The sequence below is a fragment of the Rhodococcus sp. JS3073 genome, from assembly GCF_026810085.1.
Lineage (GTDB): Bacteria > Actinomycetota > Actinomycetes > Mycobacteriales > Mycobacteriaceae > Rhodococcus_F > Rhodococcus_F wratislaviensis.
On record NZ_CP113951.1, the window covers coordinates 4,914,962 to 4,927,401 of the forward strand.

Annotated in this window: 10 protein-coding genes; 6 read left to right on the forward strand and 4 right to left on the reverse strand. The window is 66.4% G+C overall.

Annotated elements, in window-relative coordinates; all coding sequences use genetic code 11:
- Positions 1-33: 33 nt before the first annotated feature.
- Together OYT95_RS22215 and gabT are read right to left on the reverse strand one after the other, a co-directional pair.
- Positions 34-1,488 carry an NAD-dependent succinate-semialdehyde dehydrogenase gene (locus OYT95_RS22215; RefSeq protein WP_037242587.1) on the reverse strand — a complete coding sequence of 485 codons (1,455 nt, stop codon included), beginning with the start codon at positions 1,486-1,488 and terminating at the stop codon, positions 34-36.
- A 47-nt stretch (positions 1,489-1,535) separates the two neighbouring features.
- Entirely contained in the window at positions 1,536-2,882 is a 1,347-nt protein-coding gene (gene gabT / locus OYT95_RS22220) for a 4-aminobutyrate--2-oxoglutarate transaminase (RefSeq protein ID WP_268789081.1), read from the reverse strand.
- Positions 2,883-3,056: 174 nt separating this feature from the next.
- On the opposite strand from gabT, the gene OYT95_RS22225 reads away from it, so the two are divergent.
- Positions 3,057-4,562 (forward strand): PucR family transcriptional regulator, encoded by a 1,506-nt coding sequence (locus OYT95_RS22225; RefSeq protein ID WP_268789082.1) that lies wholly within the window; start codon positions 3,057-3,059, stop codon positions 4,560-4,562.
- A 41-nt stretch (positions 4,563-4,603) separates the two neighbouring features.
- Here the strand turns inward: OYT95_RS22225 and OYT95_RS22230 are convergent, their stop codons facing one another.
- The gene (locus OYT95_RS22230) at positions 4,604-5,089 is read right to left on the reverse strand and encodes a GbsR/MarR family transcriptional regulator (protein WP_081792755.1); all 486 of its coding nucleotides are present in this window, start codon (positions 5,087-5,089) and stop codon (positions 4,604-4,606) included.
- A gap of 131 nt (positions 5,090-5,220) precedes the next feature.
- On the opposite strand from OYT95_RS22230, the gene OYT95_RS22235 reads away from it, so the two are divergent.
- The 5 genes from OYT95_RS22235 (at position 5,221) to OYT95_RS22255 (ending at position 11,164) form a co-directional block, all read left to right on the forward strand.
- Positions 5,221-6,783: a GMC family oxidoreductase gene (locus OYT95_RS22235; protein WP_128640832.1), complete on the forward strand. Its 1,563-nt coding sequence runs from the start codon at positions 5,221-5,223 to the stop codon at positions 6,781-6,783.
- Between the two features lie 33 nt (positions 6,784-6,816).
- Positions 6,817-8,250, forward strand: coding sequence for an aldehyde dehydrogenase family protein (locus OYT95_RS22240; RefSeq protein ID WP_268789083.1), 1,434 nt, complete (start codon positions 6,817-6,819; stop codon positions 8,248-8,250).
- Positions 8,247-9,398: a M20 family metallopeptidase gene (locus tag OYT95_RS22245; RefSeq protein ID WP_268789084.1), complete on the forward strand. Its 1,152-nt coding sequence runs from the start codon at positions 8,247-8,249 to the stop codon at positions 9,396-9,398. The genes OYT95_RS22240 and OYT95_RS22245 overlap by 4 nt, the downstream gene beginning before the upstream one ends.
- 100 nt (positions 9,399-9,498) lie before the next feature.
- Complete coding sequence (locus OYT95_RS22250; protein WP_268789085.1) at positions 9,499-10,605, forward strand: Glu/Leu/Phe/Val dehydrogenase family protein; 1,107 nt, start codon at positions 9,499-9,501, stop codon at positions 10,603-10,605.
- A 52-nt stretch (positions 10,606-10,657) separates the two neighbouring features.
- On the forward strand, positions 10,658-11,164 hold the full coding sequence (locus OYT95_RS22255) for a mycothiol transferase (protein WP_268789086.1): 507 nt from the start codon (positions 10,658-10,660) through the stop codon (positions 11,162-11,164).
- On the opposite strand, the gene OYT95_RS22260 is transcribed toward OYT95_RS22255, so the two are convergent.
- Entirely contained in the window at positions 11,149-12,381 is a 1,233-nt protein-coding gene (locus OYT95_RS22260) for an oxygenase MpaB family protein (RefSeq protein WP_268789087.1), read from the reverse strand. The two genes, OYT95_RS22255 and OYT95_RS22260, sit on opposite strands and share 16 nt — an antisense overlap.
- Positions 12,382-12,440 lie beyond the last annotated feature (59 nt).

The following is a 12,440-nucleotide window of genomic DNA, read 5'->3' on the forward strand; positions in this document are numbered from 1 at the left end:
GTGCCGGTGCGTGTGACGTTGTGGGTTGCCCGGCTAGCGGAGTGCGATGTACTTGATCTCGAGGTATTCCTCGATACCTTCGCTACCGCTCTCACGGCCGAGCCCGGATTCCTTCACTCCTCCGAACGGTGCCGCGACATCGGAGATGATGCCCCGGTTGACGCCGACCATCCCGGACTCGAGTGCGCTGGACACCCTCAGCGCCCGGTCGAGGTTTTCGGTGTAGATGTACGCAGCCAGACCGAATTCGGTGTCGTTGGCCGCGGCGACTCCTTCGTCCTCGCCGTCGAACCCGATGACGGCTGCGACCGGCCCGAAGACCTCTTCCTTCAGAATCCGCGCGTCGGCCGGCACGTCGGCCAACACCGTCGGCTCGTAGAAATAGCCCTCGCCGGCGGCGTTGCAGCCGCCGGTGGTGACGACGGCGCCCTTGTCCACGGCGTCCGTCACCAACTCTGCAACACTCGACCGCTGCTTCTCGGTGATCAGCGGCCCCACCTGTGTGCCGTCGAGGTCCCCGGGCCCGACCTTCAGTGCCTTCATCCGAGCGGTCAGCTTCTCGACGAACTCGGCTCGTACCGCATTGTCGACGTGGATCCGGTTGGCGGCTGTGCACGCCTCACCGGTGTTGCGCATCTTCGCGGCCATCGCGCCCTCGACTGCCTCGTCGATATCGGCATCGGCGAACACGACGAACGGCGCGTTGCCGCCCAATTCCATCGACGTCCGCAACACACGCGTGGCGGACTGCTGAAGCAGGATCTTTCCCACACCGGTGGAGCCGGTGAAGGTGACCTTCCGAAGTCGGTGATCGTCGAACAGCGGAGCGGTGAGCTTGGACGAACTCGAGGTCGGCAGGATGGACAGCACACCCGCCGGAAGGCCCGCCTGCCGGAAGACCTCGCCGAGCAACAGCATCGTCAGCGGTGTCTCGGCGGCGGGCTTCACCACCATCGTGCACCCGGCCGCGAATGCCGGTGCGATCTTCCGGGTGCCCATCGCAAGAGGAAAGTTCCACGGCGTGATCGCCAGCGTGGGGCCTACCGGTTCCTTCGTGACCAGAATCCGGCCGTTGCCCGACGGTGACTGCGTGTAGCGGCCGTTGATCCGCACTGCTTCCTCGGAGAACCAGCGCAAGAATTCACCGCCGTACGTCACCTCTCCGTAGCTCTCGGTGAGTGGCTTGCCCATCTCGAGGGTCATCAGCAGCGCGAAGTCGTCCCGGCGCTGGATGACCAGTTCCCAGGCCCGGCGAAGAATCTCGGAACGCTCGCGAGCCGGCGTCGATGCCCATCGGGACTGCGCCTGCGCGGCGGCGTCGAGCGCCCGCACGCCGTCCTCCGGGCTCGCGTCGGCCACCTCGATCAGTACCTCGCCGGTTGCGGGATTGCGGACCGGGAACGTCTTGCCGCCGGTAGCCGGCACCTGCTCGCCACCGATCCACAGGTCGGTCGGAAGTGCGGCCAGAAGGGTCTGGGTGTCGGTCATGTGTGTTTCCTTCAGGTGTCGAGGTGGTCGTTGGCCGCGCGTCGGGATCAGCGACGCGCGTGCGTGCGAATCGCGTCTTCGAGGACGGTGAGGGCCTCGTCGAGTAGGTCGTCGCCGATGACCAGGGGCGGCAGCAGGCGGATGACGTTCCCGTACGTGCCGCAGGTGAGAATGATAACTCCCTGTGACAATGCCTCGGCAGCAACCGCTTTGGTCAGTTCCGGGTCGGGTTCGGTGGTGCCGGGCCGGACCATCTCGATGGCCAGCATGGCGCCGCGACCGCGCACCTCTCCGATGACTCCGACCTCTGTCGCGAATGCTTCGAGGCGCGGTTTCACGGAATTCTCGATCTGGCGCGCGCGTGCCGGTAGATCCCACTCGCGCATCGTGTCGATGGTGGCGAGCGCGGCCGCGCAGGCCACCGGGTTTCCGCCGTAGGTTCCGCCGAGCCCTCCGGCGTGGACCGAGTCCATGAGGTCGGCGCGGCCGGTGACCGCCGCCAGGGGCATGCCGCCCGCGATCCCCTTCGCCAGGGTGATGAGGTCGGGAACCACGCCTTCGTGCTCGCTCGCGAACCATGCGCCGGTCCGCGCGAAGCCGGTCTGCACCTCGTCGGCGATGAAGAGGACGCCGTTGTCCTTCGCCCAGGCGACCAGGGTGGGAAGGAATCCCGGTGCAGGCACGATGAAACCGCCCTCACCCTGGATGGGCTCGTAGATGATCGCGGCCACCGAGTCGGCGCCGATCTGCTTCTCGATCTGCGTGATCGCCCGGAGCGCCGCCTGCTCGCCTGTGAGGCCGGACTCGTCGCGGTACGGGTAGGACGCGGGCATGCGGTACACCTCGGGCGCGAACGGGCCGAAGTGCGCCTTGTACGGCATCGACTTCGCCGTGAGTGCCATCGTGAGGTTGGTTCTGCCGTGATAAGCGTGGTCGAACGCGACCACCGCTGTCCGGCCGGTTGCGAGTCGAGCGATCTTGATTGCGTTCTCGACAGCCTCCGCACCGGAGTTGAACAGCACCGAACGCTTCTCGTGCGATCCCGGGGTCAGTGCGGCGAGTTCTTCGGCGACCCGCACATACCCCTCGTAGGGGGTCACCATGAAACAGGTGTGGGTGAAGCGCTGCGCCTGCTCGGCCACCGCCGCCGCTACAGCGGGGTTCGATGCGCCGACGCTGGTCACGGCGATCCCGGCGCCGAGATCGATCAGGGAGTTGCCGTCCGCGTCGACGATGACTCCACCGTCCGCGTCGACTGCGTAGACGGGCACCGAGGAACCGACACCTGCGGCGACGAAGTTCCTGCGCCGGGCTGCGATCTCGGCGGAACGCGGCCCGGGAAGCGTGGTGGCGAGGTGCCTCTTCTGGGCGAGTCGATAGGTGAAGTCGGTCATGAATGCTCCCATAGGCGTTGAGGAACCCGACGATGACGGCCGATCCAGTGGGCTCGGCTTTCACGCATCTCCGGTCGATGTCTTCAGCAAGTGTTCCGGCGAGGGCCGACAACCAACAGTGGCCAAACTGGGCAGGAGGGGTCAACCGATGCGCCAGAATGGCACACTGGGTGCATGCCGATCACAGTCCGCCAGCTCTGCGACACCCAAGCGTTCAACCTGACCGTCCGGGCCGGCGAGGAGCATCTCGAACGCGAGCTGAGCTGGGCACACGTCTCCGAACTGGAAGATCCCACAGCATTCCTCAGCGGGGGTGAACTCCTTCTCACCACCGGGGTGTCGCTACCCGCCGACGCCGAGGCCGTTGAGGAGCGGGTGCGGCGACTGGTTGCGGCGGGTGTCGCGGCCGTGGGGTTCGGCGTCGGACTGCGCTTCGACACCGTCCCGGACGCATTTGTCGCGGCGGCCCGCGCCGAACAGCTCCCGTTAGTGGAAGTGCCCCTCGCTGTTCCGTTCATCGTCTTGGAAAAGGCTGTATCGCAAGCGCTCTCGTCCGACGATCACGCCCGATTGCAGCGCACGCATCAGCAGCAGCGCCGGCTGATTCACGCGACACTGGCCGCAGACGGTGCGAGGACCCTTGTGCGGCGCACGGCAGAACTCATCGGGGGCTGGGCCGCGTTGCTCGACGCGGCAGGACACGTCGTGCACGGCTCGCACCGCACTGTGCGCGGAGCCGTGAACCGCACTGCACCGCAACGCATCGCACGCCCGGGTGAAGTCGTGTTCTCTTCCGAGGGCGGCGAGGACATCATCTCTCAACCACTGGCGGCCGTGGATGGCAGAGTGCTCGGGTATCTCGTCGCGGGACGTCAGGGCGTGGTCGGATCGCTGGACCACGGTGTCGTGACGGTGGCGGCCTCCCTCCTGACGTTGTTCGTGCGCAGAACCGACGAGACCCAGCGGGCACTCGCCCGCGCGCGAGCCGCAGCCCTTCGACTCCTGATCGCCGGTCAGACGGCGGCGACCCGGGAGGTTTCCCAGGATCTATGGGGCGGATTTCCCTCCGAACCGGTCAAGGTGATCACAGCGGTGGGTTCGCAGAGTGCGTTGAACAGCGCGATCGCGGTCCTCGACACCGGACCGAGCGGGGCAGCCATATTCGGCCGGGTCGAAGGCCACCTGCTGGTGGTGGTCTCCGAAGCCTCAGTCGAAGAGTCGGTTTCGAGGCTCGTCACCGTTTCCGACCTCCGGCTGGGAATCTCGGAGAACGCGTGGTGGGACGAGTTCGCCCGCGCCCGCCGGGAAAGCAGGCAGGCGGCGGACGAAGCCGCACAGCGCAACGAGGGGGCACTGCACTTCGCTCAACTCGGAGGCGAGGGCCTCGCCTCGTACCTCGACAGGTACCGGGCGCGGTCCTATGCGGAGAACCATCTCTCGGTATTGCAGGATGCCGGAAACGCGGGAGGGGAGGGAAGCCTCTGTCGAACCCTGCGTTCATGGCTGACTCACAACGGTCAAACCGACCCCGCGGCCAAGGACCTCGGAATTCACCGGCACACCTTGAGGCGACGTCTCGATCGAATCGAGAACCTTCTGGGTGTCTCGCTGGACTCGCCCGCCGCCCGGGCCGAACTGTGGTTCGAGCTCGAACTACTCCGGGGAGGGTCGGATTCGTAGACTCGCTCTCGTGTCCAGACGTACCGAATGAGACCGAGGGGTCATGGTCGCGCGGCGTTGAATCCTTCCGTGTACTCCGCAAGGAGCGACTCGAGTCGGCTGACCATGAAGCTGTAGTACGCGTGCATTTCGTCGAAGCGGGCGCGCTGTTCGGGTGGGAGGTTTTTTCCGCGGGTTCGGGCACTCTCCGCCAGCGCCAGCAGTTCGGTGGTCTGCTCGAGCTGGTGCTGTAGGCATCCGATCCAGGCGTCGTCGCGCCATCGGTAGACGAACTGGCGACTTCCCGGTTCTTTGAATCGTTCCACGGTGCCGGTGGTGATGAGCAACCGGGTTGTCTCGGATACCGATCCCTTGCTCGCATCGAGCGCATCCTGCAGTTGCGCCATTGTCATCGGAGCCTCGCTGAGCATCAGCACGCCCGCGGCTCGACCCGCCATGGGGGGCCAGCCCATCGCACCGCCGATATGCACACCGAAGTCCTCGATGAGGGAAACCTTCTCTCCGCTGTCGCTGCCGTCGACGGACACCGCCACCTCCATTCGGTCAGAAAAAAATGAATATTCACTATTGACTGAACTCTCTGTCTACAGAATCATACTCGGCAGGACCCGGGTGATTCCGGAGACCTCATTCGCGCAACTCGTTACGGAGGTTTGTTGTGACCGAGACAGGCTGGGACGTCATCGTGGTGGGTGCGGGTTCGGCGGGGGCCGCGCTCGCGGTCCGCTCCGCAGAGAAAGGCAAGCGGGTCCTGCTCCTCGAGGCCGGACCGGACTATCGCTCGGCGCAGATGCACCAGGCGTGGCGGTCGCCCAACCCGATCAGGGCATTGCTCGACCCGACGGCGACCGAAAATCTGGTGTGGATGGGGCTCGATGCGGCACGGACCGAGAAGCAAGCGCCTGCGCCCTACTGGCGAGGCAGAGGGGTCGGCGGCAGCTCATCGATCAATGGACAGATCGCGATCCGTCCCCCGATGGAGGACTTCGACGATTGGGTCAGCTGGGGTTGCCTGGGTTGGGGGCCCGACGACGTCCTGCCGTACTTCGCCAAGCTCGAGGATGACGAGGAGTACGGTGACGAGGCCTATCACGGCCGAGGCGGGCCGACCCCGATTTACCGCATGCCCCAGGAGAACTGGGGATCCGTTGATGCCGCGCTGTGCAGGGCTGCCCTGTCGGCCGGTCATGCTTGGGCCGCGGACGTGAATGCACCCCACGCCATGGGTGTCTCGCCGTACCCGATCAACTCACGGTCCGGCCGACGCGTGTCGGTCAACGACGCCTACCTCGAGGCCGCTCGCGAATCCTCGACCCTGACGATCCGTGGCGATGCCCTGGTCGACCAGGTGATCTTCTCCGGAAGCCGCGCGGTCGGCGTCCGGATCATCGTCGACGGAACGGTGGTGACCGAGCACGCCGACGACGTGGTACTCAGCGCCGGCGCGGTCCACTCTCCGGCGATTCTCATGCGCTCCGGAATCGGTCCGTCCGGGCATCTGCGCTCGTTGGGGATCGAGGTGCGCCAGGACCTTCCGGTCGGGCGAGGTCTGCAAGACCATCCGATGGCGGTGGTGTCGATTCCTTTGATCGACGAGGCAGGGATCCAAAGCCCGGACGACCGGCACACCAACGTCTGCGTCCGCTACACCAGCGAGCCCGGCGCCTCCGTCGGCGACATGATGTTCGTGTCGCAGAATCAGAATGTCGTTGCCATGGCCAATCCTGATATGCGCGCGTTGGCAGGTGCGTTCGGCGTCTGGGTGAATCAGGCGTACTCGCGCGGGGTGTTGACGCTGACCTCGGCCGACCCGGCGGATCAACCTCAGATTCACTCTCGGATGCTCTCCGACGAGCGGGACCTGTCCCGTTTGCGCGACGGGATACGCGACCTGGTCGAACTCGCTCGTGACCCGGCGGTCGCCGCCATCACCCATGGGCCGCTCGAGGCCGAGAACAGGGCCTTGTTCTCGGTGCTCGACAGTGACAGCGAGCTCGACGACCACTTGCTCGCAACCGTGAGCGATGTTCAGCACGCCACCAGTACCTGCCGGATGGGTGCAGCCGGGAACGCGGACACCGTGGTCGACCCGTCGTGTCGGGTCCTCGGAGTCGACAGGCTGCGGGTGGTCGACGCGTCGATATTCCCGTCCGTCCCGCGGGCCAACACCAATCTGACGGCGATCATGGTCGGCGAGCTCATGGCCGACCGTATCCGCTGAACTCCACATCACAGGGAAGGCAACACGTTTCGTATGAAGACCTTGCAGAACTTGATCGGTGGAAAATGGGAGGACTCCCAGAGTTCGACGCTGCATGATCTGGTGAACCCCGCCACCGAAGACGTGATCGCACGCTACCCCGGCGGATCGCCCGACGATGTGGACCGCGCCGTCGATGCGGCAGTGGAGGCGCAGCCCGGGTGGGCGGAGCTGCCGGTCGCCGAACGCGTGGAACATCTGACCAGGTGGGCCGTGCAGATCGCTGATCATGCCGAGGAACTCGCGGAGCTCGAATGTCAGGAAATGGGGAAGCCTGTCGCCCTCGGTAGGTCCTTCATCGACGGTGGTGTCCAAGGGTTTCGGACCGCGGTCGAAGAGGCCCTGACCTATCCCTTCGTCGAAACCCTCCCCGGCGCGGACGGCGGCGGAACGACGATCCTGCGTCATCCGCTCGGCGCCACCGCCGTCATCACCCCGTGGAACTTCCCCGTGCCGATGGTGCTGGGTGCTCTCGGGCCGCTACTCGCGTCAGGCAACACCGTCGTGGTCAAGCCGTCCGAACGCTCACCACTCTCCACCGCCCGGTTGTTCGAGTTGTCGACGTTGCCTCCAGGCGTGGTCAACCTCGTCCTCGGTGACGCCCGGGCGGGGGCACCGCTGGTCGAGCACGACCAGATCCGGCTGGTGCACTTCACGGGGTCCGTCGAGGCCGGACGCCGGATCGGCGCTGGAACCGGTGGGCGATTGTGCCGGTCGATCCTCGAACTCGGCGGCAAGGACCCAGTCGTCGTCGACTCCGGGGTCGATCCGGTCGCAACCGCCGCCGCGATCGCCTTCGGCGCGTTCGTCAACACCGGACAGATCTGCACGTCCATGGAACGCATTTATGTCCACCAGGACATCGCCGAGGCGTTCGTCGACGCCCTGGTCGACGCTGCATCCACCTATGCCCTCGGTGACGGCCACGACGCCGAAACCGTACTGGGGCCGTTGGTCGATGCACGCCAGCGCGATATCGTCCATCGGCACGTGACCGATGCCGTCGAGCGTGGGGCTCGCGTGCACACCGGCGGCGTAGTCCCGAAGCGGAAGGGGTTCTTCTACCCGGCCACTGTGCTCACCGACGTCGACGACTCCATGCTGGTGATGACCGAGGAAACGTTCGGCCCCATCGCCCCGGTCGTTGTCGTCTCCTCATTCGAGGAGGGGCTCGAGCGCGCGAGTTCGTCACGCTTCGCGCTCGGGGCCACCGTCTACACGCACAACCCCGACCATGCCGCCGCAGCCGCAGGCATCCCTGCCGGGGTGACCTGGATCAATCAGTGGCAGGGCGGTGGCCCGGAGAGGCTCTATGAGCCCGCGGGCGACAGCGGCATGGGCGCGACCGGCGCCCGAGCGGCGTATGACGCCGCGACCCGGCCCGCAACGATCCACACTGCCCCCGCAGCGGTGTCCACGCCCTCATGACGACGGCTGCCGTCGGAGCGAAAGCTGCTGTCGAGGAGAGGATTCGGCGGTACGAAGGGGCGCTTCTGAAGTTGTCTCACCGCATCCACGCGAACCCTGAATTGGGATTCGAAGAATACCGAGCCAGTGAGTGGGTCGCCGACGAACTCCGCGGCGGGGGATTCGAGGTGCAGCACGGCTGCTACGACCTACCCACGGCGGTGCGCGCCACGATCGGATCGGGTCCGGTGCACGTCGGAATTTGCGCCGAGTACGACGCCCTCCCCGAGATCGGGCACGCATGCGGACACAACATCATCGCCGCAGCCGGCGTCGGTGCCGCCCTCGGCCTGGCCGACCTCGTCGACGACGTGGGGTTGACCGTCACGCTCCTCGGCACACCTGCCGAAGAGGGCGGCGGCGGGAAGATCCTCATGCTCGAACGCGGTGCCTTCGACGGGCTCCACGCGGCGATGATGGTCCACCCCGCCGCCGTCGAGATGGCGGCGATGCCCGGCACGGCTGTTTCCCAGTTCGAAGTTGCGTACAAAGGCAAGCCCGCCCATGCCGGGGCCTACCCCGAACTGGGGGTCAACGCTGCCGACGCGATGCTCATCGCGCAGGTAGCGATAGGTCAACTGCGACAACAAACTCGCGGAACCGACCGAATTCAGGGCATCGTCACCGATGCCGGCACCGCCGTCAACGTGATCCCCGATACTGCGGCCGGACGCTGGATCGTCCGCTCCGATACCGCGGAGGCACTCGCCGCGCTCACTACGCGGGTGAAGGCCTGCTTCGAGGCTGGGGCGCGGGCCACCGGATGTGCCATGTCGATCACGCCCAGCGGACCCGACTACGCGGACTTGCGTCCGGACGCCACCCTGCTTGCGCGATACCGCGCCAACGCAGAAGCCCTCGGTCGCAGCTTTCCTGATCTACCGGACGGAATGGTGGGTGCAGCGACCGACATGGGCAACGTCTCTCACGCCGTGCCCACCATTCACCCCATGCTCGGCCTGGACTGCCATCCCGCGGTCAACCACCAACCCGAATTCGCCGACGCCTGCATCGGCCCGGCAGCCGACAGAGCCGTTCTCGACGGCGCCATCGCAATGGCCTGGACCGCAGTGGATTTCGCGATGCAGCATCCGGAAAATCCTCGCTGAATGAGTGACGGCAGTGGCGATCGGAGAACGTTTGGTCAGGACGACCGCTCCCGTGACTGTGCACTTCAGGCGAAGCAACATTTTCGAAAGACAGGACACTATGACACTCGACAAGACATTGTGCTGGGACGGCGAACTGACAGTGACGCGGCACGACCGGGAAACCGGAGTGTCCTTCATCATCCGCTTGGACTCGACCCGACTCGGACCTGCCGCGGGTGGCACCCGCGCGGCACAGTACGCATCCTTCGGTGAGGCGCTCGACGATGCCGGCAGACTTGCGGGTGCAATGACTGTGAAAATGGCCGTCAGCAACCTCCCGATGGGCGGTGGCAAGTCGGTCATTGCTCTCCCGGCTCCACGCAGTGAGATCGACCAGGACACTTGGGAACGAATCCTGACCCTGCACGCCGAGAACATCGATAAACTCGCCGGCAACTACTGGACAGGCCCCGACGTCAATACCAACTCGTCGGACATGGACGTCATCAACGACACAACCGAGTTCGTCTTCGGCCGCTCCGCCGTGCGTGGCGGAGCCGGTTCCAGTGCATTCAACACGTCGTTGGGTGTCTTCGAGGCAATGAAGGCGACCGCCGTGCACCGAGGACTCGGGACGCTCGACGGTCTCACCGTGCTTGTTCAGGGCCTTGGCGCGGTCGGCAGCGGGGTGGCCGACCTCGCGTCACAGGCCGGGGCGCGCCTCCTCGTCGCGGACACCGACTCCGAGCGGTTGGCCTGGGCTCGGCAACTCGGTCACGCCATTGTCGGGATCGATGACGTCCTGACCACGCCCTGTGACATCTTCGCGCCCTGCGCGATGGGCGGAGTGCTCGACAGCGCGGTCGCCTGTGAACTGCCCGCGTCCGCAGTGGTCGGCGCCGCGAACAACGTCCTTGCCGACGACGCGGCGGCAGAAATCCTCCACAAGCGCGATGTCACGTACGCGCCCGACTTCGTTACCAACGCCGGCGGCGCATTTCACTTGGTAGGCCGAGAGGTCCTCGGCTGGAGCGAGGAGACGGTCGGAGCACGCACCCGAGGCATCGGAGACACGCTTGCCGAGGTCTACTCTCTCGCCGAGAGCGAGGACATCGACACTGATCGTGCCGCGCGAATCCTGGCTCGCCGCCGGATCGCGACAGCCGACTCCGCTCCCCGTAGAACGAACTCTTTTCCGGAAGGTTCGGAGATGCCGGTTCTGTGAGCCCGAGTGGCGTCATAGTGGAACGTGAGGTGAACACGACGAAAGGAAGATCGTGGACCATAGTGCGCTGTTGACCGACGCCTTCGATCGCATTCAAGAGACCGTGCATTCCACGCTGGCCGATCTCCCCGCCGACGCCCTCACGTTTCGGGTGGACGCGAAGGCGAACACCATCGCCTGGCTGATCTGGCATCTGACGCGCGTTCAGGACGACCACATCGCCGGTGTCGCGGGCACCGAGCAGGTGTGGACGTCCGGCGGGTGGGTGGAGCGCCTCGACCTGCCGTTCCGGGTGGCCGACATCGGTTACGGGCACTCCGCGGACGAGGTGGCGAAGGTACGGACCGGGGCCGACCTCCTGCGGGAGTATCACGACGCGGTGCACGACCGCACCGTCGATTACGTCCAGTCGATCGGGACGGACGACCTCGATCGGATCGTCGACGAGAACTGGGATCCGCCAGTTACTCTCGGCGTCCGGTTGATCAGCGTCGTCTCCGACGATCTGCAGCATGCCGGGCAGGCGGCGTACGTCCGCGGCATCTACGAGCGCCGCTGAGCCCGCGACGACGTCTCGTTGGCGGCGAGCCACGCCTCGACTCGTCGCCGGGAGCGTCGGCCGACGCGGTCCCGGACTGCCGGACTCACTCGCGCCGCACCGTGCAGTGTGCCGTTCCCCGCCAGTGCCAGGGGAACGAACCAGGCGGGCACGACCGGCAATCCGAGTTCCTGCATGCCGCGCTTGCCGGAGAACATCCGCTGGATGCTGAGCAGACGCTGGCGGTTGAGCCGGCGTCGCAGGGGCTCTGCAAGCGGGTAGTGGAACGTGGCCCACGACTTCTGCAGTGAGTCGGCCAGCACCCTGGAGTTCTCGTCGGGGCCGGGTGCGAACATCCCGATCTGGCACATGTTGCGGCGTCCGGTGTTCTCGTCGTCGACCAGCCAGTGCTCGTCGATGCCCATCAGCCAGCCGATGTACCGCCACAGATGCATGACGTCGCGGCCCTCGTCGGCGGAGACCCACACGCCCAGCGACCGGAGTCCGACGAGGAACGTCGTCGAGAACAGGGCGAGCGTCCCGGCCTGATCCGACTGGTTGATCGGCATGCCCCAGTCGGACACGTCCCAGCTTTCGTCCTGCAGCAGGCTCAGGTTGACGAACGCGTGCATCAACCGGACGTGCACGGACAACTGCCAGCCCCGGCGGTCGCGGTCCATGCCGCCGGGCAGGACGCACTCGTACCACCACCGCACGGTCTCGGCCACGCGCTGACCGGCGCCGTCCCCGACGAGCCTGCCGGTGGCCACGAGTTGGCGGGAGGTGGCGGCGCTGCGGTAGCCGTTCATGAGGGAACCGGTCGCGAGCAGGTCGAGGCCGGTCATGCCGCTGCGCAGGCAGACGGCGGCCCCGTGCTCGAGGCGGCGGTCGTCGACCCACGACGGCCGGCGGTCCACTGCGTCGAAGAACGCGACCAGGGGCGGCGCGGCGTCGGGCACGCTGCCGATGCCGTCGGAGAGTGCCTGAGAGAACTGGGCCATCGTGACGGTCTTGTCGACGAGGACGGCCCGCGCCAGTGCGGCACCGATCTCGTCCTGACTGACCACCGCGCGGGCGTGGAGTTCCCGCTCCGCCGCGGTGGGCGTCGGGTTGCCGTGCACGAACCGCGACAGCGTCCGCATCGAGCGGCGACCCCACTCCGAGTCCATGTCGAACCGCCGCGGCGGCGTGAAGTCGGAGAGGCCGGGCGCCGACTCCCGGGACTGGGTGTCTGTCATTGCGGTGCACTCGATTCGGTAGTCGAGAAAGGGGCGTCTGGGTGCGTCAGCCCCCGCTC

Excerpts from the sequence above, each read along its gene's own strand:
- OYT95_RS22215 (WP_037242587.1), bottom strand. The coding sequence starts at position 1,488 with ATGACCGACACCCAGACCCTTCTGGCCGCACTTCCGACCGACCTGTGG.
- gabT (WP_268789081.1), bottom strand. The coding sequence starts at position 2,882 with ATGACCGACTTCACCTATCGACTCGCCCAGAAGAGGCACCTCGCCACC.
- OYT95_RS22225 (WP_268789082.1), top strand. The coding sequence starts at position 3,057 with ATGCCGATCACAGTCCGCCAGCTCTGCGACACCCAAGCGTTCAACCTG.
- OYT95_RS22240 (WP_268789083.1), top strand. The coding sequence starts at position 6,817 with ATGAAGACCTTGCAGAACTTGATCGGTGGAAAATGGGAGGACTCCCAG.
- OYT95_RS22245 (WP_268789084.1), top strand. The coding sequence starts at position 8,247 with ATGACGACGGCTGCCGTCGGAGCGAAAGCTGCTGTCGAGGAGAGGATT.
- OYT95_RS22250 (WP_268789085.1), top strand. The coding sequence starts at position 9,499 with ATGACACTCGACAAGACATTGTGCTGGGACGGCGAACTGACAGTGACG.
- OYT95_RS22260 (WP_268789087.1), bottom strand. The coding sequence starts at position 12,381 with ATGACAGACACCCAGTCCCGGGAGTCGGCGCCCGGCCTCTCCGACTTC.